This window comes from Streptococcus devriesei DSM 19639 (assembly GCF_000423725.1).
Classification (GTDB): Bacteria; Bacillota; Bacilli; order Lactobacillales; family Streptococcaceae; genus Streptococcus; species Streptococcus devriesei.
In genome coordinates this window covers 57,297-81,987 of record NZ_AUIN01000019.1, presented here as the reverse complement: position 1 = coordinate 81,987, position 24,691 = coordinate 57,297, and the positions used below count along the sequence as shown (strand labels likewise).

Below are 24,691 nucleotides of genomic sequence, written 5' to 3'. Positions count from 1 at the left end.
TCCTCTGATGACAAATGAAAGGGCTGATGGTTTTGCTTTCAGCCTTTTTGTTTGGTCTTCCTAGTTTAATTTTTATTTCCGCAAAACACTAATCTCTATCTTGACCTTCCAAAAATTTGGACAGAAATCCGGCTTTTACCTATTTTTTACACCTTTTTTCGCTTTTCATCTTTCTGAGAGGGTTTTCTTTTTGTATAATAAAAAGCAAAGGATCATTTTTAAATAAAGGAGATTACTATGTCGAAACATTATTTGTCTAAGAGCGTCTTAGTGCTTTCTCTCTTTGCTGCAGCCAGCGGTGCAGGCCTCATCGCTAAAGCCGATGAAACACCTGCTGCCAATGACATCAGTGCTGCTTCACCGGCAGCAAGCAGCAACACAGCCGTTGCAGATAATCAGGGAAACACTGCTTTACCGGCTCCGGAAGTTCCTGACAGTGCACCTGCACAGGCATCCCCAACTCCTGTACAAGCCCAAACAGCTGAAACCTCCGCTGCCGAGCCTCTTCCCTCAGCTGAAAAGAGCGCAGAAACTGCGACAAATGAAGCTGCTGAGCCTGCGCCTAAAGTAAGTACACCGGTTACCGCAGCTGCTCCGGTCAAAGAAGCTGTTAAAACCCCTGATCCGGTTGAAGGGCAAACCGTTGACATGCGCATCCTCTCAACAACTGACCTCCACACCAATCTGGTCAACTACGACTATTATCAGGATAAGGTCTCTCAGACGGTGGGGCTTGCTAAGACAGCCATACTTATTGAAGAAGCCCGCAAGGAAAACAGCAACATCGTCCTCGTTGACAGCGGGGATACCATTCAAGGAACACCTTTTGGTACCTACAAGGCTCTCATCAATCCGGTTAAAGAGGGCCAGACCCACCCTATGTATGAGGCTTTTGAAAAACTGGGCTACGATGCCGAAACTCTGGGCAACCACGAGTTTAACTACGGACTTGATTTTCTTAACCGCATGGTCAATACGTCAGACGTCCCTATCATCAACGCCAATGTCCGTGATGCGCGAACAGGCCAGTATTATTTCCAGCCTTATATCATTCTCAACAAAGTCTTTACAGACACAGCAGGCCGGCAAACGACCGTTAAAGTCGGGATTACGGGCGTTCTGCCAAGGCAGATTTTGGTCTGGGATAAGGCCAATCTTGAAGGCAAGGTGACTGTTGATGACCCGGTTGAAGCTGTTAGAGCTATTGTCCCAAGCATGAAAGACGCTGGCGCTGATATCGTTTTGGTTCTGGCGCATTCCGGTATTGGTGATGACCAGTATGAAAACGGCGAAGAAAATGAAGGCTATTTCCTTGCGGGTATCGATGGTGTTGACGCTGTTGCTACCGGACATTCGCACGCTGATTTCCCTAATGGTGACGGAACAAGCTTTTATGCTAAATACAGCGGCGTTGATGATATCAACGGCCTCATTAACGGCAAACCGGTGGTCATGGCCGGAAAATTTGGCGACCACCTTGGCATTATGGACTTGACCCTCACTTATAAAGAGGGTAAGTGGCAGGTAACAAGCAGCAAATCTAAGCTCCGCAAAATTGATACGGCTTCTCCTATTGCAGATCAAGAATTAATTGATATGGTCAAAGAAGAGCACCAAGGCACCATCGACTATGTCCGTCAAAAAGTTGGCCAAACAACTGCACCAATTAACAGCTACTTTGCTCAAGTGCTTGATGATCCGTCTATTCAAATTGTCAATAATGCACAGCTCTGGTACGGTAAGAAAGAATTAGCCGGCACTGCTGATGCCAACCTTCCAATCCTCTCAGCCGCTGCACCATTTAAAGCCGGTACACGCGGAGATGCAAGCTACTATACCGATATTCCAGCCGGGGCGCTTGCTATTAAAAACGTTGCCGATCTCTACCTCTACGATAATGTCACTGCCATTATTAAACTGACAGGGGCTCAGATTAAGGAATGGCTGGAAATGTCTGCCGGACAATTTAATCAAATTGATCCTAATAAGAGCGAACCGCAGCAGCTGATTAACAGTAACTACCGCTCCTATAACTTTGACGTGATTGACGGGCTGACCTATCAATTTGATGTCACGCAGCCCAACAAATATGATGAGGAGGGTAAGCTAATCAATCCTGCTGCCAGCCGTGTCCGTGAACTCAAGTATAAAGGGCAGCCTATTGACCCTAACCAAACCTTTATCGTCATCAGCAATAACTACCGGGCAACAGGCAATTTCCCAGGTGTCAGAGATGCTGCAGAAAAACGCCTGCTCAATCTGGAAAACCGCCAAGTCATCATTGACTATATTGTCTCTGAAAAAACCATCAATCCATCGGCTGATAACAACTGGTCATTTACGGACAGTATCAAAGGCTTAGATATCCGTTTTCTCTCGTCTGAGAATGCCCGCAAATACCTAGCAGACCATGCTGATATTTCCTATGTCGGCTCGTCAGCTTCTCAAGGTTTCGGAGAATATCGCTATACCTACATGGAGCCTAAAGTACCCGCTCCAGCAAATACTAAGCCGGAAATGACGATTTCTCTTACTCCGGACAGACAGCAAGACATCTACAATCTGGTTGCCAAGGCTTACGCGCAAACCCAAGCAGCCGCTGCTAAACCTATCAGTACTGATACATCCTTGAGAACAGCAGACCCGGCTCAAACCAGCGGTCTCCAAGCAGCAAGCAAATCATCTTTGCCGCACACAAGCTCATCTAGCAGTGTTTTATACAGTTTATTCGGCTGCACTTTCGTCGCTTTGGCAGGCCTCTTTATTAAGAAAAATAAGAAAGACTAACCCCTAGTCCTTACAAGCGAGATAAAACATGATAAAGGGTGGAGAAGAACCACAATGTTGCAGGTTCTTCTCCACCCTTTTTTCATTATCAGCATCAGTTAGTTTACTTTAGCGTACTTCTGCCCCGAGCACTTCTGTCAGAGATTTAGTGATTTTAGCCATATAGTTGGCAACTTCTTCGTCGGTTAGACTGGCTTCAGGATTTTGGAAGGTCAGGCTGTAAGCCATGGATTTTTTACCCTGTCCAAGATTGATGCCGGCGTACACATCAAAGAGTTTGATAGCACTCAAGCGTTTCACACCTGCTGATTGGATAGCATCAACAATTTCTTGATGGCTGACAGCTTCATCCAGCAGCAAGGCAATATCACGGGAAACAGCCGGGAATTTACTGATATCTTCAAAGACGATATCTGTTTTCAGAGCTGCTTGCAGAGCACCTAGATTCAGTTCTGCCACATAAGTTTCAGGAACATTGTAATCTTTAGCGGCCTGCGGGTGAACTTGGCCCAGATAGCCAATAACCTGTCCGTCAAGTTCAATCAGGGCTGTGCGGCCCGGATGCATATTAGCCATTTCTTTTGTCGCTGTAAATTGGGCGCTGACACCAAGTTTGTCCAAAATGGCTTCAACAATACCCTTGGCATAGAAGAAATCAACTGGGGTCGCCTGTGTTTGAAAATCTTTTGCCGCAGTCAAGCCTGTCAGAGCCATGGCAAAGGTATCAACTTCCTTAGGCAGATCCCTTTTAGGATCAGCCGTCTGTTCAAATACCTTACCAATCTCATAGAGAGCAAGATTGCTGCTCTTACGGGCTGCATTATAGGCAATGGTGTCAAGCATACCCGAGACCATGTTTTGACGCAGGACTGAGCGTTCAACCGTCATCGGCCAGAGCAGTTCTGTTAGTTTTGTCGGATGGGGTGTGAAAGCTACCGCCTTTTCCGGAGTTGTCAGAGCATAAGAAATCATTTCTGACAGTCCGGCACTCTCCGCCAGACTTCTTACCTTGCGGCGGAGTTTTTGTGCCTGGGTCAGTTCCCCCACGGTTCCGTCAGCTTTTGGCAGTGTTGTTGGTAAGTTATCGTAGCCGTAAATCCGAGCAATTTCCTCAACCAAATCTGCCTGAATGCTGATATCCCAGCGGCGGCGCGGAACAGAAACGCTAAAAGCTGTCTCATTTCCGCTAAGGCTAAATCCTAAACGGGCAAAGATGGTTTCGATATCAGAAAAAGTCAATTCTGTTCCCAGACGAACATTAACATAATCAAGGGTTGTTGACACTTCCACATCGTCTGTTGGTACAGAACCTGCGCTCACTTGACCGGACAGAACTTGAGCGTCAGCTAATTCAGCAATCATGGCAGCCGCAAAATCAAGAGCCTTGGCGACATCACTGTAGTTAACACCCTTTTCAAACCGCGATGAACTCTCAGAGCGCAAATTTAGGCGGCTGCTGGTCTTGCGGACAGCCTTACCGTCAAAGACAGCAGCCTCAAGAACCACATTTTTAGAAGCAGCGCTAATTTCAGTTGAGGCACCGCCCATGACACCTGCCAGAGCGACCGGCTTGTCTGCTACGGTGATAACAAGGTCTTCATCAATTAAGTCGCGCTCTTCACCGTCAAGGGTCACGAGTTTTTCACCCTCACGCGCCTGACGGGCAGTAATCGTATCAGCCTCAAACTTATCCAGATCAAAGGCATGCATGGGCTGACCAAAATACAGCAAAACATAATTGGTCACATCAACAACATTATTAATTGGACGGATACCGGCATTCATCAATACATTTTGCAGCCACTGGGGACTTGGTTTGATCGTAACATTTTCAAGGACACGAGCCTTATAGGTCAGAACACCATCAGATTCAATAGCCACCTTGATACGGTCAGCTGCCTTTTGCTCGCTTTCATGCAGCGTCTTCTCTTCAAAATGAACGGTTTTATCATAGATAGCAGCCACTTCGTGGGCGACACCGCGCATGGACAGGGCATCTGCTCTGTTAGGCGTAATGGACAGCTCAATAATTTCATCATCCAAATCAAGATAAGGGAAAATACTGTCTCCAGCTGCAGCCTCATCCGGCAAAATTTGAATACCGTCCGCAAATTCCTTAGGAATAATGGAATCAGGCAGTCCCAGCTCTTGGAGAGAGCAGATCATGCCGAGCGATTCCATGCCGCGGATCTTACCCTTTTTGATCTTGTAATTATCCGCAATGCGCGCTCCCGGCAGTGCTACGATTACCTTGATGCCAGCTCTTATATTAGGAGCCCCGCAAACAATTTGCCGAGGTTCCTCATCGCCGGTATCTACCTGACAAAGGTGCAGATGGGTCTCGGGAACATCCTCACAAGAAAGCACCTGACCGACAACAAGCTTAGAAAGCCCTTGTGCCGGTACTTCAACCCCCTCAACTTCAATACCTGTTGTTGACATCTTCTCAGCCAATTCCTGACTGGGAACATCAATGTCAACCAATTTTTTTAACCATTTATAACTTACTAACATAATAAAAACGTTAAAAAACCTCCTGCCTTGTGACAAGGCGAAAATAGTCCATCTTTAGTGATAAAGACAGCTCCATGTCAAGCAAGAAAGTTTTTAACAGTCAACTTTCCGCAAGAGGTTTTTTTCTTCCTTCCTTCTTAGTTTTGAAATCTGATTGGCAGATTGATGCTTATTTGAGACTTTTTTTCAGCAGCCAATCCGTATCGGCCTTATCACCGACCATAAAAGTGTGCTGACTGAAACGCTCAAAACCGTATTTCTTGTATAAGGCCTGAGCCTTAAAATTATATTCCCAAACGCCCAGCCAAGCCCAGTCACAGCCTGAAGCATAGGCTTTCTCAAGAGCAAATTCCAGAAGTTTCTTTCCAAGACCCTGCCCTTGAAAAGCTTTGAGAATGTAGACTCGCTGAATTTCAATAGCATTATCAAGCTTCTGTTCTGTCTGAGCTGATCCTTGATTCATCTTGATAAAACCAGCAATACTGCCGTCTACTTTAAGAAAATAGTTATGAGATTCAGGATTCACCAGCTCTTTAGACAAAACATCAATTGAAAAATCCGAATCAAAAAGTGCTTGCAGCTGCTCCTCCGTATTATCGTGCTCAAAGGTTTCACGAAAGGTTTTTATGGCAAGCTCTCTTAAAGTCTCAACTTCTTCTAATAAAATCGGTTCAATTGTTATCATTTAAACTGCTCCGTAAAGCGGCTGTCGCCTTGGTAGAAACCGCGGATATCATTGATACCGTAGCGGAGCATGGCGATCCGCTCCTGACCGAGACCAAAGGCAAAGCCTGAGTATTCTTCAGCGTCCACACCTGCCATCTCCAAAACCCTTGGGTGAACCATGCCGGCGCCCAGAATTTCAATCCAGCCGGTTTTCTTGCAGACATTGCAGCCTTCGCCCCCGCACTTAAAGCAGGAAACATCCACTTCCACAGAAGGTTCCGTGAATGGGAAATAAGACGGACGCAGACGAATACTGCGGTCCTCACCAAACATCTTTTTACTAATCAGCTCAAGCGTTCCCTTAAGGTCGCCCATAGAAATATTTTTCCCGACGACTAAGCCTTCAATCTGATGAAACTGATGTGAGTGGGTCGCATCATCAGTATCGCGGCGGAAAACACGCCCCGGTGAAATCATCTTAAGCGGACCTTTTGAAAAATCATGCTTATCCAGAGTACGAGCCTGCACAGGACTGGTGTGCGTCCGAAGCAAAATATCTTCAGAAATATAGAAAGTATCCTGCATATCACGCGCCGGATGGTCTTTAGGCAGATTCATCCGTTCAAAGTTATAGTAGTCCTGCTCCACTTCAAGCCCATCAACAACCTGATAGCCCATACCTAAGAATATATCTTCAATCTCTTGGCTGGTCTGACTGAGCACGTGCCTGTTGCCAATCGAAATCTGACGCCCCGGCAGGGTGACATCCAGAGACTCCGACTCCAATTGAGCTTGAATCTGAGCTTGCTCAAGAATCCTGCCCTGCTCTTCAAAGGCCTTGGTCAAGACATCGCGAACTTCATTCACTTGTTTACCAACAACCGGACGCAGTTCATTGGGCAGATCTTTGAGACCTTTTAAAAGTTCGGTCAGGGAGCCTTTTTTCCCCAGAACCTTGACCCGCAGATCCTGCAGTTCCTTGGCATTTTCAGCCTTAATGGCCTGCAGCTGCGCCTGTGTGCTCGTTCGTAATTCTTCTAACTGTTCTTGTAAATCCATACTTCCCTCCGTATAAGGTATAAATAAGCGGTTCTGAACTGGCTGTAAGGAATTTTTAATGATATACCGGCTTTGCCGATCCATTAAAAAACCGCCTGTCACTGCTCACATCGGAGCGTTGACACGCGGTACCATCCGTTTTTTATCCAGCATCTGCCAGACCTTAATTTCCAAGTCTTTATGCCTGAGTGAATTCACTAAACTTTCATCCAGCGAGCTTCCAGTCACGGCTCGCATTCCCTGTCAGACTGCCATAAAGTTACTAATCTCATAGACTTTTTTATTCAATTGTTATCATTTTATCAAATTTCAAAGACTTTCACAATAGCCGCCTTAAAATTATTGCTCAGCAAAGAACAAAAATCAGGTACGCTCCTTCAGCAAAAAATCCATGGTCCTGCTTAAGAAACGGTATCAACGTCTTTAAGTTTAACCGAGACAATCTTTGAAACGCCCGATTCCTGCATGGTTACTCCGTAGATGCTGTCAGCCGCAGACATGGTTCCTTTGCGGTGAGTAACAACGATGAACTGGCTGGATTTGTCAAAACGATTGAGGTAATCGCCAAAGCGTTTGACATTGGCTTCATCAAGGGCCGCCTCAACCTCATCCAAAATCACAAAAGGAATCGTCTTCACGCGGATAATGGCAAACAAAAGGGCTAAGGCTGACAGAGCTTTCTCCCCCCCTGACATCAGATTGAGGGATTGAATTTTCTTGCCGGGCGGCTGCACCGAAATATCAATACCAGCTGTCAGCAAATCGCCGTCAGTCAGCAGCAAATCGGCACTTCCGCCGCCAAACATCTGCGTAAAGGTCATCTTAAAGCTCTCCCGAATGGCCTCAAAAGTCGTCTTAAAGCGCGCCTTCACCTCATTATCCATGTCATGAATCGTGCTCAGCAAAAGATCTTTGGCACGAACCAAGTCATCCTTTTGCCCATTCAAAAAGTTCAAGCGCTCGAAAACTTCCTCATACTGATCAATGGCATCCAGATTCACCGGACCCAGCTGCTTAATTTGTTTTTCTAGCTGCCTTAAATGAGCCTTGGCTGCTTCTGGATTGTCTACCGCCTGAGCCTGCTTTTTCGCCTCATCTAAACTCAGCTGATAATCCTCAGCCAAACTGCCTGCAAAGCGGCGCAGCTGATCGGATATCTGATCAATTTTAGCTTCCAGCTGAGTTTGGCTGCGGATGAGTTCTTCATTTTTTTGGTTGGCCTTAAGGAGACTGGTTTCAACTTCTTCCAGCTGCGCTTCACAGTCTTCCAATTCAAAACGATGGCGAACCAAAGCTTTTTCATTGTCTTCTTTTTTAGCCTGACTGGCTGCCAGCTGGTCTTTGAGCCTTGGCAGGCGCTGTTCATCCAAGTCTTCTTCCTGACTGCTGAGAAGCTGAGCCATGGTAGTTTCCTGGTTTTCCAGCTCAGATAAGTTCGTAAGCAGTCGGTTTAAATTGCTTTTTTCAAATCTCTGTGTATTGGCTAAATCGCGTTCGGACAGACGCAGTGCAGATAATTGCTGACTAAGATCAGCAGTCTTTTGCTGAATGCTGTCCTTGTCTTCCTTGAACCGGGCAATTTCTTGGCTGAGCTTTTCCTTAGCGTCAGTTATTTTTTGAAGACTTGCTTCCAGCTCTTCTTTTTCTTTTTCTAAATTGAGTGCAGAATCCAGCCTGTCAGCCTGCGTCAGCTGCTGATAAAGGAGACTTTGCTCCTCTAAGCGGGCTTTTAGCTGCTGGTATTCCAAATCGGCTTTTTGTTCAGACAATCTGGCTTGGTTTCCCTCTTCCCGGAGCTCCAAAAGCCCGGCTCTTTGACCGTCTAAGTCTTGCTTAAGCTGGCTGACCTTTTTTTCCTGTCGGCTCTGCTTGTCTTCTAAAGCCGTTAATTCTTTGGTCAGACTGTCTAATTCAGGTTTGATAAAAGTGCTGTTATTGTGACGGTTAGCACCTCCTGAAAATGAACCTCCCGGACGAATTTCTGTCCCGTCCAGTGTCACAAGGCGCACCTGATAACGCAGTTTTCGCGCAGCCTGATTAGCATGATCGACACTGTCAAAGATAGCCGTAACTCCCAGCAAGTTGCCAAAAATACCGGCCAGACGCGCATCAAAACTCACCAAGTCACGGGCTAAACCAAGAAAACCTTGGCTGGATGTCAAAATGCTTTGATTTTGTTCAGACAGCCGCCGCGGCTTAATCGTTGTCAGGGGCAAAAAGGTTGCACGGCCCTGACGGTTTTGCTTCAAGAAATTGATGGAACGTTTAGCTGCCGCCTCATCTTCTACAATGATATTCTGGCTGCTGCCCCCCAGAGCAATTTCCAGAGCCGTCTGATATTTTTTGTCAAAGGTCAGGTGCTCACTGACCGCACCGATAATACCTTGAATGTGATCTGCCTGCTGCAAGACTGACCTGACCCCGGCGTAAAAATTACTATGACTTTTTAGAATGGACTCTAAACTGTGCTGACGAGCTCTTTTTTCTTTCAGCTCATCCAGCAGGGCAAACATCAGATCCTGCTGTTTGTTGTAATCAGTTTCCAGATTTTGGACGAGCTGAGCTTTTTCTTGATAATCTGCCAGCAGTTTTTGGACTTTGTCCTTGGCAGCTTTTAGGGTCTCTGCCTCTTTCTCCGCCTGCCGATTGGTCTTATCTAAGTCTGCTTTTAACTGCTTGACTTCAGCAGTCTTAGTTTCTGACTCCTGCTTTTGACTTTCAATTTCCGTTGTTAAAATAGTCAGCTGATTGGACACATCTGCTTCTTCCTGCATGAGCTTGACAAAATCTTCACGCAGGTTTTCAATCATCTGATCAGGATCCGCTGAAAAACGCGACAATTCAGCCTCTAAATCCTCGATAGCCTGTTTCTTTTGCTGACCTTGCATTTCCAAATCAGCTAAAGCACGCTCTTTCTCAGCAACTTCACTTTTAAGAGCATCCTTTTGACTAAGCAGCTGAGACAGTGCTTCCTGAGTGGATTGTTTCTTTTCTGCCTTTTGACTGGATTCAAGCTTGATAAGCTCAATCTGACGTTCATAATCACTGATGAGGCGGGTCACTTCAAGAAGTTCGCTTTGTTTTTGGTCGATCTGCTGGGATAGATTATGGCGTTTTCCTTTTAACTGCTGGTTCCCAGCCTCCAGCTGCTCGCGCTCTTGGTAATAGGTCTGAAGAGCTTGTTTGATCGCTGTTAGGCGGTCTTGATGATCATTCAGCTGCTCTTTATGATGTAAAATCTGATAAACCAGTAAATCCAGCTGCTTTTCCTTACGCTCTGCTTCTAAGACTAAAAATTCCTTGGCCGTTTTAGCCTGTTTCTCCAGCGGCTTAATCTGTGTTTCCAGCTCATAGATAATATCATCCAGACGGTCTAGATTGTCTTGGGTTTGATTGAGTTTAGACTCGGTTTCTTTTTTACGTGTTTTGTATTTTAAAACACCGGCTGCCTCTTCAAAAATAGCACGGCGTTCTTCAGGCTTACTGTTGAAGATCTCTTCAACCCGCCCTTGCGAAATAATTGAAAAAGAATCCCGGCCTAAGCCGGTATCCATAAATAAATCATGAATATCACGCAGACGGACCTTTTTACCGTCAATCAGATAATCACTGTCTCCGTTGCGGTAAATATGACGCTCCACCCGAATTTCTTCCTGAGCGTTCTTGATAAAGGCATCGCTGTTGTCTAAGACAACCGTTACCTGGGCATAGTTGAGAGGCTTGCGGTTTTCAGTCCCGGCAAAAATAACATCCGGCATTTTACCGCCGCGCAGACTCTTGGCACTTGACTCCCCCAAAGCCCAGCGCAGACTTTCGGTAATATTGCTTTTGCCGGAACCATTGGGACCGACAACGGCCGTTACGCCTCTGTCGAATTCAACCTTGGTCTTGTCAGCAAAAGACTTAAATCCCTGCATTTCAATTTCTTTTAAAAACATTAGGAACCTCGTTGAAGTTTTTCAAGCGCATTTTTGGCTGCTTCTTGCTCTGCTAACTTTTTAGAACGGCCTGACCCGCTGCTTAATTGTTCATGATTGACAGCAACAGCGACCTCGAAATACTTGGCATGAGCCGGCCCTGATTCTTTTAAGACTTCATAATCAATGAAAACATCACCATCTACCTGCAAAAGTTCCTGCAAGGCTGTCTTATAATCGGTAACACGCTCATAATTGCCGTTTTCAACCTGCGGAATGACTACCTGATTGAGGAAAGCCTCAACAGCTTCAATGCCTGCATCCAATAAAAGTGCACCCAAAAAGGCTTCGAATAGATCACCTAAGATGGTATCGCGCTTACGGCCGCCTGATTTTTCTTCACCCCTGCCCAATTTGATGTAGCGATCAAATTCACAGTCTCGGGAAAAACCGGCCAGACTTTCTTCACGGACAATCATTGAACGCATTTTAGATAAGTCCCCTTCTGCCTTTTGCGGATATCTTTCAAACAGGTAACGCGAAATCGTCAGTTGCAGAACGGCGTCTCCTAAAAATTCCAAGCGTTCATTGTGTGAAATGTTTAGGAGGCGATGTTCGTTAGCGTAGCTGGTATGCGTAAAAGCAGTTCCCAGCAGTTCCTTATCAGCAAAGATGATATTAAAATCTTTGGCTAATTTTTTTTCTAATGCTTTCATATAATTCCTTTCTCTTCTTGTCGTTAGACCATTCTATTATAGCAAAAATTACCCAGAACGGCTAATTCTGAGTAATCCTCTTTCTTTATTCTTCCTTATCAGGAATGACCCTGAAAAGATAGTAGGTGATAAATAGGGTTAAGCAAAAGAGGCCTATTTTCACCCAGATGAGAGGGGCAAAATAAATGGAAATGCCCATCAGCAGATAAATTTGCAGGACAATCTTTTTCTTACGGCTAGCAGAAATACTTTTACTTTCTGCATAATCAGCTACATAGAATTGATAAATGTTGCTGGAACGCAGCCATTTTTCAAACCGCTTGGAACTTCTGGCAAAGCAAAAACCGGCTAACAGCAAAAGAGGTGTTGTCGGAATGACAGGGAGCACTATACCGATCAAACCTGCAGCAAAACTCATACAGCCTGCAATTAAATAAAATAAACTTTTCATAGCCTGTCTGTCTAAATTTTGGTTAAAGGCAGAGGTGTATCAGGCGAGGTATCATAAATTTTAAAATCGTGACCCACAGCCAAATCCGCCTGCATGAGAGCATTTTCCATTGTCATATGAGCAAGTTCCTTAATATTATTTTCCTTACTGAGGTGGCCCAAATAGATTTTCTTCGTTTTATTGCCCAGCGTTCTGATCATGGTTTCTGCACCGTCATCGTTTGAAAGGTGGCCCTTATCTGACAAAATCCGCTGTTTCAGCCGCCATGGATAAACACCGGAGCGTAAAATTTCAATATCATGATTGGACTCGATCAGATAACCGTCAGCATTTTCAATAAGACCTGCCATTCGGTCACTGACATAACCGGTATCTGTCAGCATGACAAAGCTCTTTCCATCTTTCATAAAACGGTAAAACTGCGGTTTAACCGCATCATGGCTGACACCAAAACTCTCAATATCAATATCGCCAAAGGTCAGTGTTTTCCCCATTTCAAAAAGATGCTTTTGACTGGTATCAACCTTGCCGATGAGGCCGTCCATCGCCTGCCAGGTTTCTTCATTGGCATAAATATCCAAGCCGTATTTTCTGGCCAAAACACCGACACCATGGATATGATCCTTGTGTTCGTGCGTAATCAAGATAGCATCGACATCATCTAATTTTCGGTCAATCCCCGCCATCAGCTGACTGATTTTTTTACCGGAGAGCCCTGCATCCACTAATATTTTTTTCTGAGGAGTTTCAAGATAAAAACTATTGCCGCTTGAGCCAGAAGCCAGAATACTGTATTTAAAACCTGTTTCTGTCATGATTCGTCTTCATCTTCCTCCCATTCATCAATTGTACCATTATCACTTTCATAAGGCAGAACAATGGTAAATGTTGAGCCCTTGCCTTCTTCACTGTTGGCCCAAATAAAGCCGTTATGCTGTTTAATAATTTCTTTGGCAATCGCAAGTCCCAAACCGCTGCCGCCCTGTGCCCGGCTTCTCGCTTTATCAACTCGATAAAAACGATCAAAAATAAGAGGAAGGTCTTTCTTAGGAATTCCCAGACCCTGATCCGATATGGAGAGAATGACCTGTGTATCGGTTGTCTTCATATTGACCGTAATCTTACCGCCGTCAGGAGAGTATTTAATAGCATTGTTCAAAATGTTATCAACCACCTGAGTCATCTTGTCGGTATCAATTTCAATCCAGACAGAGCTGTCAGAATAATCTCTGACAATCTCATAGACCTTACCGCCGGACTGCTGGCTTTGAATTTGATCAAAACGATCGAGAATATAGTCCATAAAAGCCGTAAAATTAGTCAGCTCAACATCCAAGCGGCTGGTTTGGTTATCAATACGCGACAGACTGAGCAGGTCGGTAATCATCCGCATCATTCGATTAGTCTCATCCAGTGAAACTTTGATGAAACTGGGAGCGACCGATTCGGTCAGCGCACCGTCATCCAAGGCTTCCAAGTATGATTTTACAGAAGTCAGCGGTGTGCGCAGTTCATGGCTGACATTGGAAACAAAGAGGCGGCGTTCACGCTCTTCTTTTTCCTGTTCAGTAGCATCGTGCAAAACAGCAATCAAACCCGAAATAAAGCCGCTCTCACGCCGATTGAGGGCAAAGCGAATCCGCAGGGTAATAAATTCATCATACTCATCGCGGCGGTTCAAAACAATCTCCGGCGTTTTAGTAATCAGATCATTATAAGTATAGCTGTCATCATCCAGGATATCAAGAATATTGTATTCCAAAGCCTGTTCACGGGTTAAGTTGAGCTGCTTTTGAGCCATATCGTTAATCATGGTGATTTTTCCGCTGCGGTCTGTCGCCAGCACACCATCCGTCATATAGGCCAAAATACTAGTCAGACGGTTTTTTTCCTGAGCCAGATTTTCATGGGTCAAACGAAAAACCTCAGACAAATCATTGACATTTCTGACCAGCTCCGATAATTCCGGATTGGCCTTGATCTTTAACTTTTCGGTATAATCCCCGGCAATCAAAGAACGGACCTTAGCATTTAACAGCTTAATGTGATTGTTGTTCTTATACTCTCTGTAATTTAAAAAGACAAAATAAATAAAAAGCAGAATGAGTAAAACTGCTAATAATATTCGTAAAAATAAAGGACTTGAGTCAAACGTATTAGTCATATGATTTCATATAATAACCAACACCGCGTCTCGTCAGGATATATTCCGGACGGCTCGGTGTATCTTCAATTTTTTCACGCAGGCGGCGGACAGTCACATCAACAGTTCTGACGTCGCCAAAGTAGTCATATCCCCAAACTGTTTCCAGCAAATGCTCACGCGTCATCACCTGACCCGTATGGGTTGCCAGATGATGCAGAAGTTCAAACTCCCGATGCGTCAGTTCTACTTCTTCACCATGCTTTTTAGCAACAAAGGCATCCGGCAAAATCTGCAAATCACCGATAACAATCTCTGGCATACCTGAAGCATTTTCTTCAGCCACAGCTGTTTCAATATTTTCCGTTCTGCGAAGATGAGCTTTGATGCGAGCCAGCAGCTCACGGTTTGAGAAAGGTTTTGTCACATAGTCATCCGCACCGATTTCCAGTCCGATGACCTTGTCAAACTCGCTGTCCTTGGCCGAAAGCATGATAATCGGCACATGGCTGCTTTTTCTAACTTCTTTGGCCACTTCCAGGCCGTCTAATTCCGGCAGCATCAAATCAAGAATAATCAAATCAGGATTTTCCTCTTCATACTTACTCAGCGCTTCACGCCCGTCAAAGGCCGTAATCGTATCGTAACCTTCCTTGGCTAAGTTAAACTTGATAATATCAGAAATTGGTTTTTCATCATCAACGATTAAAATTTTCTTCATTATGAATACCTCACTTATGGTTCTAACCAGGCTTCATTAAATAAGTAAGAAATTTCAGAAATCAGAATACTTTTTAATAATTATCTGACTTTTATTTCAAACTGATTAGAATTCTCCCGGCATCAGAACCATTCTTATTTTACTTCAAACCTTATTGTTCAAAGTAATCTCCATTCGATTATACCAAAATCACTAACAAATGAAAACCAACAAGTTTATTTCAAATATTATAAAAAGTTATCTTACTGAATTTTCTGATAACATTTGACAAGAAAAAATTTGTATGGTAGTATATTTATACAATGTTAGAAAAGCTAACAATGAATTTATGTTAAACAAGGAGAAGACTATGGCGCTGATTACCTTCAAAAATGTCGAAAAATATTACGGGGATTACCACGCCCTTCGCAACATTAACCTAGAAATTGAAAAAGGGCAGGTCGTCGTTTTGCTTGGGCCGTCTGGTTCCGGCAAGTCCACGCTGATTCGCACCATAAACGCCCTCGAATCGATTAACTCTGGTGAACTCATTGTTAACGGGCATGAACTCACTAACGCTTCTAATAAAGATTTGGTTCAGCTGCGTAAGGAAGTTGGCATGGTATTCCAGCATTTCAACCTCTATCCTCACAAAACTGTGCTAGAAAATGTTACATTGGCTCCTATAAAAGTATTAGGCATGAACAAGGATAAGGCCAATGCTATCGCTGAAAAATATTTAACCTATGTTAATATGTGGGATCGCAAGGATTCCTATCCGGGTATGCTCTCCGGCGGACAAAAACAGCGGATTGCTATTGCCCGCGGACTTGCCATGAACCCAGAGCTTCTGCTCTTTGATGAGCCGACTTCTGCCCTTGACCCTGAAACGATTGGTGATGTTCTGGCCGTTATGAAAAATCTCGCTTTGGAAGGCATGAATATGATTGTGGTAACCCACGAAATGGGATTTGCCCGGGAGGTTGCCGACCGCATTATCTTCATGGCAGACGGAGAAATTCTGGAAGACACAACGGATGTCAAAGGTTTCTTTGAAGATCCAAAAGATCCGCGTGCCAAACAATTCCTAAGCAAGGTCATCAACCACACCAGCGACCGTGTGACTACTAAAGATTAGGGTATTTAAGGAGAAAGTCTATGAATGTTAAAAAAATAATAGCTGCAATCAGTCTCCTTCTCATCTTGTTTGTCAGCTTTGCAGGTGTCTCAAAGGTTTCTGCGGACACATCTTCTGTGAAAGAAGTCCAGAAAATTAAAAAAGCCGGCGTCCTAAAAGTCGGTGTTAAGCAAGATGTACCTAATTTTGGATACTACAGTGCTGAAACTGGCAAGTATGAAGGAATGGAGATTGATGTTGCCCGCAAGATTGCCAAATCAATCGGCGTTAAACTGGAGCTTGTCCCTGTTACCACACAGACGCGTGAACCGCTTATGGATAATGGGCAGGTTGATCTGGTAATCGCCACTTATACCATCACGCCGGAGCGTCAGGCTTCTTACAGTATATCTAAGCCGTATTATTACGACCAGATTGGTTTTTTGGTTCGCAAATCCAGCAAAATCTCAAAAATCTCTGATCTGGACGGTCTGACTATCGGTGTTTCTCAGGGAGCAACGACCAAGGCCAGTCTTGAGGTCTATGCTAAGGAACATCATTTAAAATTTAAATATGTTCAGCTGGGAAGTTTTCCGGAATTAGCCATTTCTCTTTACTCTAAGCGTATCAATGCCTTCTCGGTTGACAAGTCAATCCTGACCGGCTATGTCAGCAAGCAGTCACGGCTGCTTAAGGCAGGTTTCAACACACAAGAGTATGGAATTGCTACTAAAAAATCAAACACCGGATTGACTAAATACGTCAATCAATTACTTGATAAATGGTCTGCTGACAAGAGTCTGGAAAAGATTTATGACAAATACAATCTTGAATCTGCCGAGCCGGACACTCAGAAGTAACTGAACACGGCGTCCATTTCCTATTTTTATACGAATGTGAAACGCCCTTTGCGACACGTCGTTTAGTTGGTCGATCTTACTAACCAAACGACGTTAGCGGGAGAGGCAGCCAATTCACTATGGTGATTGGCGTTTGTTATCAAGTGCAAAGCACTTAGATAACAATCCTCTGCCGTATCTTGTTAATTGAACACGAGCTAAAATCCTAGTAAAAAAGATAAACGTCCTTGTGTCTTAACGACACGGCGTCCGTTTCCTATTTTTATACGGATTTCTTCACGCTCTTTGTATCTTAATTAAAGGAGACATTATGATATTACTCACAACCGCCTCTGGGCCTTTTGCTTTGAGCCGCTGGGGAGCCTTCTTTGCCAACTTTGGAGAATTCTTAAAAGGTTTCCTTTATACCCTTGAAATGTCAATTCTTGCCCTGCTTCTGTCTTTGCTTTTAGGCATTATCTTCGGGGCAATGGGATCTTCTAAAAGTAAGGTCCTTAAAGGACTGGCTCGTATCTATGTTGAAGTTTTTCAAAATACCCCCTTGCTGGTGCAGTTTGTTTTTGTTTATTATGGCTTAGCCATTCTAACAAGCGGAGCTCTTATGATTTCTGCCTTTTTCACCGCCGTTCTCTGTGTGGGCATTTACCATGGTGCCTACATCGCAGAAGTCATTCGTTCCGGCATTGAGTCTGTTCCTAAAGGACAGACAGAAGCAGCTCTGTCTCAAGGTTTCAGCTATCGTGAAACAATGAGTCTGATTATTCTGCCACAGGCTATTCGCACCATTTTACCGCCGATGACAAACCAAGTGGTCAATCTCATCAAGAACACATCAACGGTGGCCATCATCTCCGGTGCAGATATTATGTTTACAGCCAAGGCCTGGGCCTATGATACCACCAACTATGTTCCGGCCTTTGCCGGTGCCGCTCTTCTTTACTTTATCATGTGTTTCCCGCTTGCAACTTGGGCACGCCGCAAAGAAGAGGCCAACAAAAAGGCTTACAATTTATAAAGGAGGTTAACACATGAAAGAACTCTTAACATCAACAAATATTAATTTCTTACTTCAGGGTTTATGGTTAACGCTTTATATCTCCTTTATTTCTATTGTCCTGTCAACGATTTTCGGCACTATTTTAGCCGTTATGCGCAATGGTAAAAATAAACTGCTCAGATGGATAGCCAGCATTTACATCGAATTTGTCAGAAATGTTCCCAATCTTTTGTGGATATTCATTGTTTTCTTAGTCTTTCAGATGAAATCAACACCTGCCGGTATTACTGCTTTTACTGTATTTACCTCTGCTGCTTTGGCAGAAATTGTCCGCGGCGGTTTAAACGCTATTGATAATGGACAGACAGAAGCAGGTCTGGCTCAGGGATTCACGCATTTCCAGATTTTCATTTACATCGTTTTCCCGCAAGCTGTCCGAAAGATGCTGCCTGCTATCATTTCTCAGTTCGTTACTGTGATTAAGGATACTTCCTTCCTTTATTCTGTTATCGCTCTCCAAGAGCTGTTTGGCAAGAGCCAGATTCTCATGGGGCAGTATTTTGAAGCTGATCAAGTCTTTACGCTTTATGGTATCGTTGCAGCAACCTATTTTGTTATCAACTTTATCATTTCAAGCTTCTCACGCCGCCTTGCTAAACGGTGGGAACAGGCTGCTGACTAAAAATATAAATTTTTCATTTTCAAATACACTAAAAAGTGCCGGACTCACAGTGATAACCTCTGTTAATCCAGCACTTTTTTGATTTTCAATTGGTTCTAACCTGACCCGTGGCATAATCAAAGGTCAGACCGCTTTGAACGTTTGGAATGAAAACATTAAATTCTAAGCTGCCATCAGAAGATTTAGCCTCTAAATGGCTGCCGCTCGCCAAAATATTATTGCCTTCATAGAGAAGAGTTACGCGGTAGCGAACACGCTTACGGCTGTCCAGAGCTCTTCTGATTATTGTCTCATAATAATTTTGCCCGGTTGAATCCGAACGGCTGGCTTGATTGGACCAGGCTGTTTGTGTCGCTACATTCCGAGGATTACTTGTTGATGCATCAAAGCTTTTTAGACCGCCAACCAAAGCATACCCCAGTAAATGTCCGCGGTCAACCGCATGATCATAATCGCCGCTCAGGCGATACAGCTGATGCCAGCCCGCAGGCTGCCAGTCAGTTGTCCCATTTCCTGTCTCTGCGCGATTTCTGTATTGACGTGTTGCCTTGGTCAACAGTGCATTGGCTACTGTCGGAACGGTCTCCCCCTGCACTGTCTTTGTTTTATTGTTGGCATAAGGGAGACTGGCAACATCAGCCTTAAGGGCGGTCTTATTATGATTAATGATAAAAGCACCCGCACCATTCCATTCAATATGAGAACCCAATGCTTTTTTAACAGAAGCCGTTAGGACTGTATTAGCCAGCTCTTGACTGGGAGCAACCTGATTGCTTTGGGAGCCATTTGAGGGAATTTCCGGAGTTTCTTTTTTCCCTGTCACCAGCTGAGCCGCCTGCTTTATCGGATTGCTGTCGGCAATCCGCTCATCCGTTGCAATATAGGTCAAAAGCAGCAAGAGCAAGGCAGCGAGTACAGAGATCAGCAGTTTGGTCTGTTTCTTAGTTCTATAAGTCTTTCTCGCCATAAAGTTTCCTCATTATCCTAAATATGTCAGCAAAAAAGCAGGGAACCCCTACTTTCCTGTAAATTTATCAATCAGCGACTGCCACTTATCCCAAGATAAAACAGACAAAGGATCCTTGCCTTCGCCGATGAAACTGTAGCCAAACATCAGCCCGACCGCTAAAAAGATAAGGCATAAAATAGCTATCAGAATAACAAAAGCTAATTGATTACGAACATATTTCCATCCGCTGTTCATTGTCAGTCTCCATTAACACGCTGAATACTTGCACCTAATTTAGCTAATTTTTCATGAAATTGAAAATAACCGCGATCCAAATGATTCAAATTGCCAACAATCGTACGGCCATCTGCTACCATGCCTGTCAAGATAAGCGCAGCACTGGCACGCAGATCGGTTGACATCACCTGTGCTCCCTGAAGCCGGCGGCCGCCGTGAATCATAGCAGTATCTCTTAAGATCTCTGATGTCAGTCCCATGCGGCGCATTTCTTCCAAATGCTGGAAACGATTTTCAAAGACAGTCTCAATCATAGTAGACTCCCCTTGAACAACAGCCATCAAGGCTGTAAACTGGGCCTGCATATCTGTTGGGAAACCGGGATGCGGCATGGTTTTAACAGTAACTGGTTTTAATTTAGTCACATCAGAAACCACACGAATCCCTTCGTCTTCTTCCGTAACCTGCACTCCCATTTCTCTTAACTTAGAAATGAGCGGGCGGTTATGCTCCCAGACAGCATCTCTGATTAAGACATTGCCGCTGGTCATAGCAGCTGCCACCATAAAAGTTCCGGCTTCAATCCGGTCTTGAACAACACTGTGCTTAGCACCGTGCATCTTGTCAACACCAATAATAGTCAAAGTTTCGGTCCCCGCACCGATGACCCTTGCTCCCATTTTATTGAGGAGATTGGCCAAATCAACAATCTCAGGTTCACGCGCAGCATTTTCAATAATGGTCGTTCCTTCTGCCAAGGTAGCAGCCATCATCAGATTCTGCGTTGCACCGACACTTGGAAAGTCCATGTAGATATTGGCTCCCTTGAGACGCTCAGCTGTTGCCGTAATATCGCCGCCAGCCTGCTCAATCTTAGCTCCCATGGCCTCCAAGCCTTTAAGATGCAGATCAATAGGACGGCTTCCGATGGTACAGCCGCCCGGCATAGAAACTTTAGCATGACCGTTTCTGGCCAAAATAGGCCCCAAAACAACAATTGAGGCACGCATTTGGCTGACATATTCATAAGGCGCCACATCAAGAATATCTCCCGTCGCATCAAGCGAGACCTGGTTGTTAGCCTCGTTAAAATCCACTTTGACATTGAGGCCGCGTACCACATTATTCATTGTAAACACATCTGACAGAATCGGAACATTTTCCAGCAGAGTCTGTCCTTCTGTCGGCAAAATAGCAGCTGCTAAAAGGGGCAAAACAGCATTTTTAGCCCCCTCAATAATAACGTCACCCTTAAGCTGCGTTTTTCCGCCTTCAATAATAATTTTATCCACGAATTTCTCCATTCACTGTATTGTTATTCTTGCATTATACCATAATAAACCCATCAGGACGAATTAATTAAACCGCAAAAAAGAGATCCTGACTCAAGGAAATCACAGACCAGATAAAGCTGCTGGTCATATAACCAACGGCAATACTGACAAATAATAAAAATAACTTTAAGCGGCTCACATTCTCAGAGCTGTTTTTAATAATTTTTCCCCAATCAAACAGATTGATGAGCAAATGATAAAAAATAGCAATGAAAATCAAGTGGCTTGTCAGCATGACAGCATTATTTAAAATATCCATGAATCTATTATACCAAAAAAGAGGATTGGACTGTACTTAGAAAAATAAAGATTTTGGAGTCACACTCAAGTTTCACCAAGAACAGTTGAATTTTGCACTCTTGCGAAGGTCAAAAAAGGGATTAAAGCACTGTCTCTTAGTGCCCTGTTACTTCGGCAAAAAGCAGAAAAGACAGCCATAATAGCTGTCCTTTATACGTTTCATGCTGCTATTTGGAACCGACATTGATACGATTAAGGGCTCGTCTAAGAGCAACCTGTGCACGCTGTACTTCATCAATGCGATGTTCTTCTTTAGCTTTTTCGATTTCTTTTTCAGCCCGGATTTTAGCCCGCTCAGCCCGAGACACATCAATATCACGTTCACGCTCAGCTGAGTCAGCAACAATGGTCACAAGATTATTCTTAATCTCAATAATGCCGCCATTAACCGCTACCCAGTCCACATGCTTATCATCATCAATGCGCCGGATTTTCATTTCGTGAACTTCCAGCGGTGCCATCAAATTTTCATGGTTAGCTAAGATACCCATTTCCCCATCGGGCGTCTTGACCAGAATAAATTTAGCATGATGGTCGTATTTTAAACCGTCAGGTGTCACGATTTGTACAGTCATTTCTGCCATTTGGTCACCTCATTAAAAGCCCATCTTTTTCGCTTTTTCAACAACATCCTCAATAGCGCCGACACTGCGGAAGGCATCTTCCGGAAGGTCATCGTATTTTCCTTCAAGAATTTCTTTAAAGCCGCGGACTGTTTCGGCAACCGGTACATAAGAACCAGGCTGACCGGTAAATTGTTCCGCAACGTTAAAGTTTTGCGAAAGGAAAAATTGAATACGGCGGGCACGGCCAACCAAGGTCTTTTCTTCATCAGACAGTTCATCCATCCCCAAAATAGCGATGATGTCCTGTAATTCACGATAGCGCTGCAGCACATGCTGCACTTCTGTTGCCACATCATAGTGCTCCTGACCGACAATTTCCGGAGAAAGCGCACGAGAACTTGATGCCAAAGGGTCAACTGCCGGATAAATCCCCATCTGAGTCAGACGGCGTTCAAGATTGGTGGTTGAGTCCAAGTGAGCAAAGGCTGTTGCCGGTGCCGGGTCAGTGTAGTCATCGGCAGGCACATAGATGGCCTGAATAGAGGTAACAGAACCCTTTTTCGTTGATGTAATCCGTTCCTGCAGCTGCCCCATTTCTGTTGCCAGCGTCGGCTGATAACCAACGGCTGAAGGCATACGGCCAAGGAGGGCTGAAACTTCAGAACCCGCTTGAGTAAAGCGGAAGATATTATCAATAAAGAGCAGCACATCCTGACCTTCAACATCACGGAAATATTCGGCGATGGTAAGGCCGGTAAGAGCAACCCGCATCCGTGCTCCGGGCGGTTCATTCATCTGACCAAAGACCATGGCAGTCTTTTCGATGACACCGGATTCCTTCATTTCCCAGTAGAGGTCATTACCTTCACGCGTACGTTCACCCACACCGGTAAAGACTGAAATCCCTCCGTGCTCTTGGGCAATATTGTGGATTAGCTCCTGAATCAAAACGGTCTTGCCGACCCCGGCACCGCCAAAGAGGCCGACCTTCCCGCCTTTAAGATAAGGGGCCAAGAGGTCAATTACCTTGATACCTGTTTCTAAAATTTCAGTTGAGGTAGACAGGTCATCAAATGAAGGAGCCTTTTTATGAATGGGCTGCCGCTCAGCATCTTCTGGAAACGGCCTGTCAAGGTCAATTGTATCTCCAAGAACATTAAAGACACGGCCCAGCGTTTCCTTACCAACCGGGACACTGATGGCACGGCCTGTGTCAAGGACCTCAAGACCGCGTGTCAGACCGTCCGTTGACTCCATGGCAATGGTACGCACAAGGCCATCGCCAAGTTCAAGAGCCACTTCGAGAACGATTCTTTGTTTTTTATCGCCATCTTTATAAACAATCAATGCATTATTAATCTCAGGAAGTTTATCATCTGCTGCAAATGCAACATCGACAACAGGACCGACCACCTGAGCAATTTTGCCTGTGCTCATTTTCTTCTCCTTTAATTAAGATACTAAGGGCGTGAAGAAATCCGTATAAAAATAGGAAACGGACGCTGTGTCTCCAAGACACAAGGACGTTTATCTTTTTTACTAGGATTTTAGCCCCTGTTCTATTACTAAGATACGGCAGAGGATTGTTATCTAAGTGCTATGCACTTGATAACAAACGCCAATCACCATAGTGATTTGGCTGCCTCTCCCGCTAACGTCGTTTGCTTAGTAAAATCGACTAACCAAACGAAGTGTCGCAAAGGGCGTGTCAAATCCGTATAAAAATAAGAAACGGACGCTGTGTCGCTAAGACACAAGAACGTTTATCTTTTTTACTAGGATTTTAGCCCCTGTTCTATTTTGCAGAGAGATTAATCTAAGGCGTTGGCACCCGCGACAATCTCTGTAATTTCTTGTGTAATCGCGGCCTGACGCACACGATTGTATAATTTCGTCAAATCTTTAATGACCTTATCAGCATTATCTGTCGCTGTCTGCATAGCTGTCATACCTGCTGCATGCTCTGCTGTCTTAGCATCAATAATGGCACCGTAAATCAGACTTTCAGCATACTGGGGCAAAAGCTGTTCCAAAATAGCTTCCCGATTGGGTTCTAATTCAAATCCTGTGACATTGCCTTCGCTGGCTTCGTCTGCGTCTAAATCTGAAATAGGAAGCATTTTTTCAACACGCACTTGACTGGTCAAACTGTTAATATGGTGTGTGTAACAGACATAGAGTTCATCAAAGATTTCATTTTTGTACATTTCAACCGACTTTGAGATAATCCGGTTAACTTCTTCAAAACTGGGATTGTCTTCCAATCCGCGCAGTTCAAAAGCAACGGGAATATTGCGAGCCTTGAAAAAATCAGAGCCCATTCCGCCGATAGAAATAATGGTATAATCACTGTCATCCGGATGATAATCCTTGATGGTATCCATAACAGCCTTGAGAATGGTTGAATTATAAGCACCAACCAAACCCTTATCAGAAGTGATAACGATATAAGCTGTCTTTTTAATCGGACGCGAAATCAGCATGGGATTATTCGAACCCATGGTTAAATCAGAATGCAGTAAATCTGTTGTAAGCTGACGAATTTTAGAAGCATAAACTTGAAAATTCTTGGCTGCTTGTTCTGACTTAACCAATTTGGCAGAAGATACCATCTTCATGGCGCTGGTAATTTTCCCGGTCTTTTGCGTTGACGTAATTCTCACTTTAATTTCACTAAGAGAGCCTGCCATATTAGA

The 24,691-nt window shown here is 44.3% G+C and carries 22 protein-coding genes; 5 read left to right on the top strand and 17 right to left on the bottom strand.

The genetic code is table 11. The features are described from left to right. The first annotated feature begins 237 nt into the window (after window positions 1-237). Window positions 238-2,787: a bifunctional 2',3'-cyclic-nucleotide 2'-phosphodiesterase/3'-nucleotidase gene (locus G573_RS0105105; RefSeq protein ID WP_027975702.1), complete on the top strand. Its 2,550-nt coding sequence runs from the start codon at window positions 238-240 to the stop codon at window positions 2,785-2,787. 108 nt (window positions 2,788-2,895) lie between these two features. Here G573_RS0105105 and pheT read toward each other — a convergent pair whose 3' ends face one another. The 10 genes from pheT to yycF form a co-directional block, all read right to left on the bottom strand. After that, window positions 2,896-5,301, bottom strand: coding sequence for a phenylalanine--tRNA ligase subunit beta (pheT, locus tag G573_RS0105100; RefSeq protein ID WP_027975701.1), 2,406 nt, complete (start codon window positions 5,299-5,301; stop codon window positions 2,896-2,898). Window positions 5,302-5,470: 169 nt separating this feature from the next. After that, window positions 5,471-5,986 (bottom strand): GNAT family N-acetyltransferase, encoded by a 516-nt coding sequence (locus tag G573_RS0105095; protein ID WP_037586777.1) that lies wholly within the window; start codon window positions 5,984-5,986, stop codon window positions 5,471-5,473. Further along, on the bottom strand, window positions 5,983-7,026 hold the full coding sequence (gene pheS, locus G573_RS0105090) for a phenylalanine--tRNA ligase subunit alpha (RefSeq protein WP_027975699.1): 1,044 nt from the start codon (window positions 7,024-7,026) through the stop codon (window positions 5,983-5,985). The genes G573_RS0105095 and pheS overlap by 4 nt, the downstream gene beginning before the upstream one ends. Before the next feature lie 105 nt (window positions 7,027-7,131). After that, complete coding sequence (locus G573_RS11705) at window positions 7,132-7,254, bottom strand: hypothetical protein (RefSeq protein ID WP_281168696.1); 123 nt, start codon at window positions 7,252-7,254, stop codon at window positions 7,132-7,134. 173 nt (window positions 7,255-7,427) lie between these two features. Next, complete coding sequence (gene smc, locus G573_RS0105080; RefSeq protein WP_027975698.1) at window positions 7,428-10,964, bottom strand: chromosome segregation protein SMC; 3,537 nt, start codon at window positions 10,962-10,964, stop codon at window positions 7,428-7,430. Then, window positions 10,964-11,659: a ribonuclease III gene (rnc, locus tag G573_RS0105075; RefSeq protein WP_027975697.1), complete on the bottom strand. Its 696-nt coding sequence runs from the start codon at window positions 11,657-11,659 to the stop codon at window positions 10,964-10,966. The genes smc and rnc overlap by 1 nt, the downstream gene beginning before the upstream one ends. Before the next feature lie 85 nt (window positions 11,660-11,744). Beyond that, on the bottom strand, window positions 11,745-12,110 hold the full coding sequence (locus G573_RS0105070) for a YbaN family protein (protein ID WP_027975696.1): 366 nt from the start codon (window positions 12,108-12,110) through the stop codon (window positions 11,745-11,747). 11 nt (window positions 12,111-12,121) lie between these two features. Further along, window positions 12,122-12,925, bottom strand: coding sequence for an MBL fold metallo-hydrolase (locus G573_RS0105065; protein WP_027975695.1), 804 nt, complete (start codon window positions 12,923-12,925; stop codon window positions 12,122-12,124). Continuing rightward, complete coding sequence (gene vicK, locus G573_RS0105060; protein WP_027975694.1) at window positions 12,922-14,274, bottom strand: cell wall metabolism sensor histidine kinase VicK; 1,353 nt, start codon at window positions 14,272-14,274, stop codon at window positions 12,922-12,924. The genes G573_RS0105065 and vicK overlap by 4 nt, the downstream gene beginning before the upstream one ends. Next, entirely contained in the window at window positions 14,267-14,974 is a 708-nt protein-coding gene (gene yycF, locus G573_RS0105055; RefSeq protein WP_027975693.1) for a response regulator YycF, read from the bottom strand. The genes vicK and yycF overlap by 8 nt, the downstream gene beginning before the upstream one ends. Window positions 14,975-15,323: 349 nt before the next feature. Here yycF and G573_RS0105050 point away from each other — a divergent pair, with 349 nt between their 5' ends. From G573_RS0105050 to G573_RS0105035, 4 genes are all read left to right on the top strand, one after another. Further along, the gene (locus G573_RS0105050; protein WP_027975692.1) at window positions 15,324-16,091 is read left to right on the top strand and encodes an amino acid ABC transporter ATP-binding protein; all 768 of its coding nucleotides are present in this window, start codon (window positions 15,324-15,326) and stop codon (window positions 16,089-16,091) included. A gap of 20 nt (window positions 16,092-16,111) precedes the next feature. Further along, window positions 16,112-16,930, top strand: a complete 819-nt coding sequence (locus G573_RS0105045; protein WP_027975691.1) for a transporter substrate-binding domain-containing protein — start codon at window positions 16,112-16,114, stop codon at window positions 16,928-16,930. A gap of 310 nt (window positions 16,931-17,240) precedes the next feature. After that, window positions 17,241-17,945 carry an amino acid ABC transporter permease gene (locus tag G573_RS0105040; protein ID WP_027975690.1) on the top strand — a complete coding sequence of 235 codons (705 nt, stop codon included), beginning with the start codon at window positions 17,241-17,243 and terminating at the stop codon, window positions 17,943-17,945. Between the two features lie 13 nt (window positions 17,946-17,958). Then, window positions 17,959-18,609 (top strand): amino acid ABC transporter permease, encoded by a 651-nt coding sequence (locus G573_RS0105035; RefSeq protein WP_027975689.1) that lies wholly within the window; start codon window positions 17,959-17,961, stop codon window positions 18,607-18,609. Window positions 18,610-18,694: 85 nt separating this feature from the next. On the opposite strand, the gene G573_RS0105030 is transcribed toward G573_RS0105035, so the two are convergent. The 7 genes from G573_RS0105030 to G573_RS0105000 form a co-directional block, all read right to left on the bottom strand. Then, a complete protein-coding gene (locus tag G573_RS0105030) occupies window positions 18,695-19,576 on the bottom strand; it encodes a DNA/RNA non-specific endonuclease (protein WP_027975688.1) in 882 nt (293 codons plus the stop codon). A 48-nt stretch (window positions 19,577-19,624) separates the two neighbouring features. Next, window positions 19,625-19,813: a DNA-directed RNA polymerase subunit beta gene (locus G573_RS0105025; RefSeq protein ID WP_027975687.1), complete on the bottom strand. Its 189-nt coding sequence runs from the start codon at window positions 19,811-19,813 to the stop codon at window positions 19,625-19,627. Window positions 19,814-19,815: 2 nt separating this feature from the next. Beyond that, window positions 19,816-21,087 (bottom strand): UDP-N-acetylglucosamine 1-carboxyvinyltransferase, encoded by a 1,272-nt coding sequence (murA, locus tag G573_RS0105020; protein ID WP_027975686.1) that lies wholly within the window; start codon window positions 21,085-21,087, stop codon window positions 19,816-19,818. Between the two features lie 67 nt (window positions 21,088-21,154). After that, window positions 21,155-21,388, bottom strand: a complete 234-nt coding sequence (locus G573_RS0105015) for a DUF1146 family protein (protein ID WP_037586774.1) — start codon at window positions 21,386-21,388, stop codon at window positions 21,155-21,157. A gap of 208 nt (window positions 21,389-21,596) precedes the next feature. Further along, on the bottom strand, window positions 21,597-22,013 hold the full coding sequence (locus G573_RS0105010) for a F0F1 ATP synthase subunit epsilon (RefSeq protein ID WP_027975684.1): 417 nt from the start codon (window positions 22,011-22,013) through the stop codon (window positions 21,597-21,599). A 12-nt stretch (window positions 22,014-22,025) separates the two neighbouring features. After that, window positions 22,026-23,432 (bottom strand): F0F1 ATP synthase subunit beta, encoded by a 1,407-nt coding sequence (gene atpD, locus G573_RS0105005; protein ID WP_027975683.1) that lies wholly within the window; start codon window positions 23,430-23,432, stop codon window positions 22,026-22,028. 374 nt (window positions 23,433-23,806) lie between these two features. Further along, on the bottom strand, window positions 23,807-24,685 hold the full coding sequence (locus tag G573_RS0105000) for a F0F1 ATP synthase subunit gamma (protein WP_027975682.1): 879 nt from the start codon (window positions 24,683-24,685) through the stop codon (window positions 23,807-23,809). Window positions 24,686-24,691 lie beyond the last annotated feature (6 nt).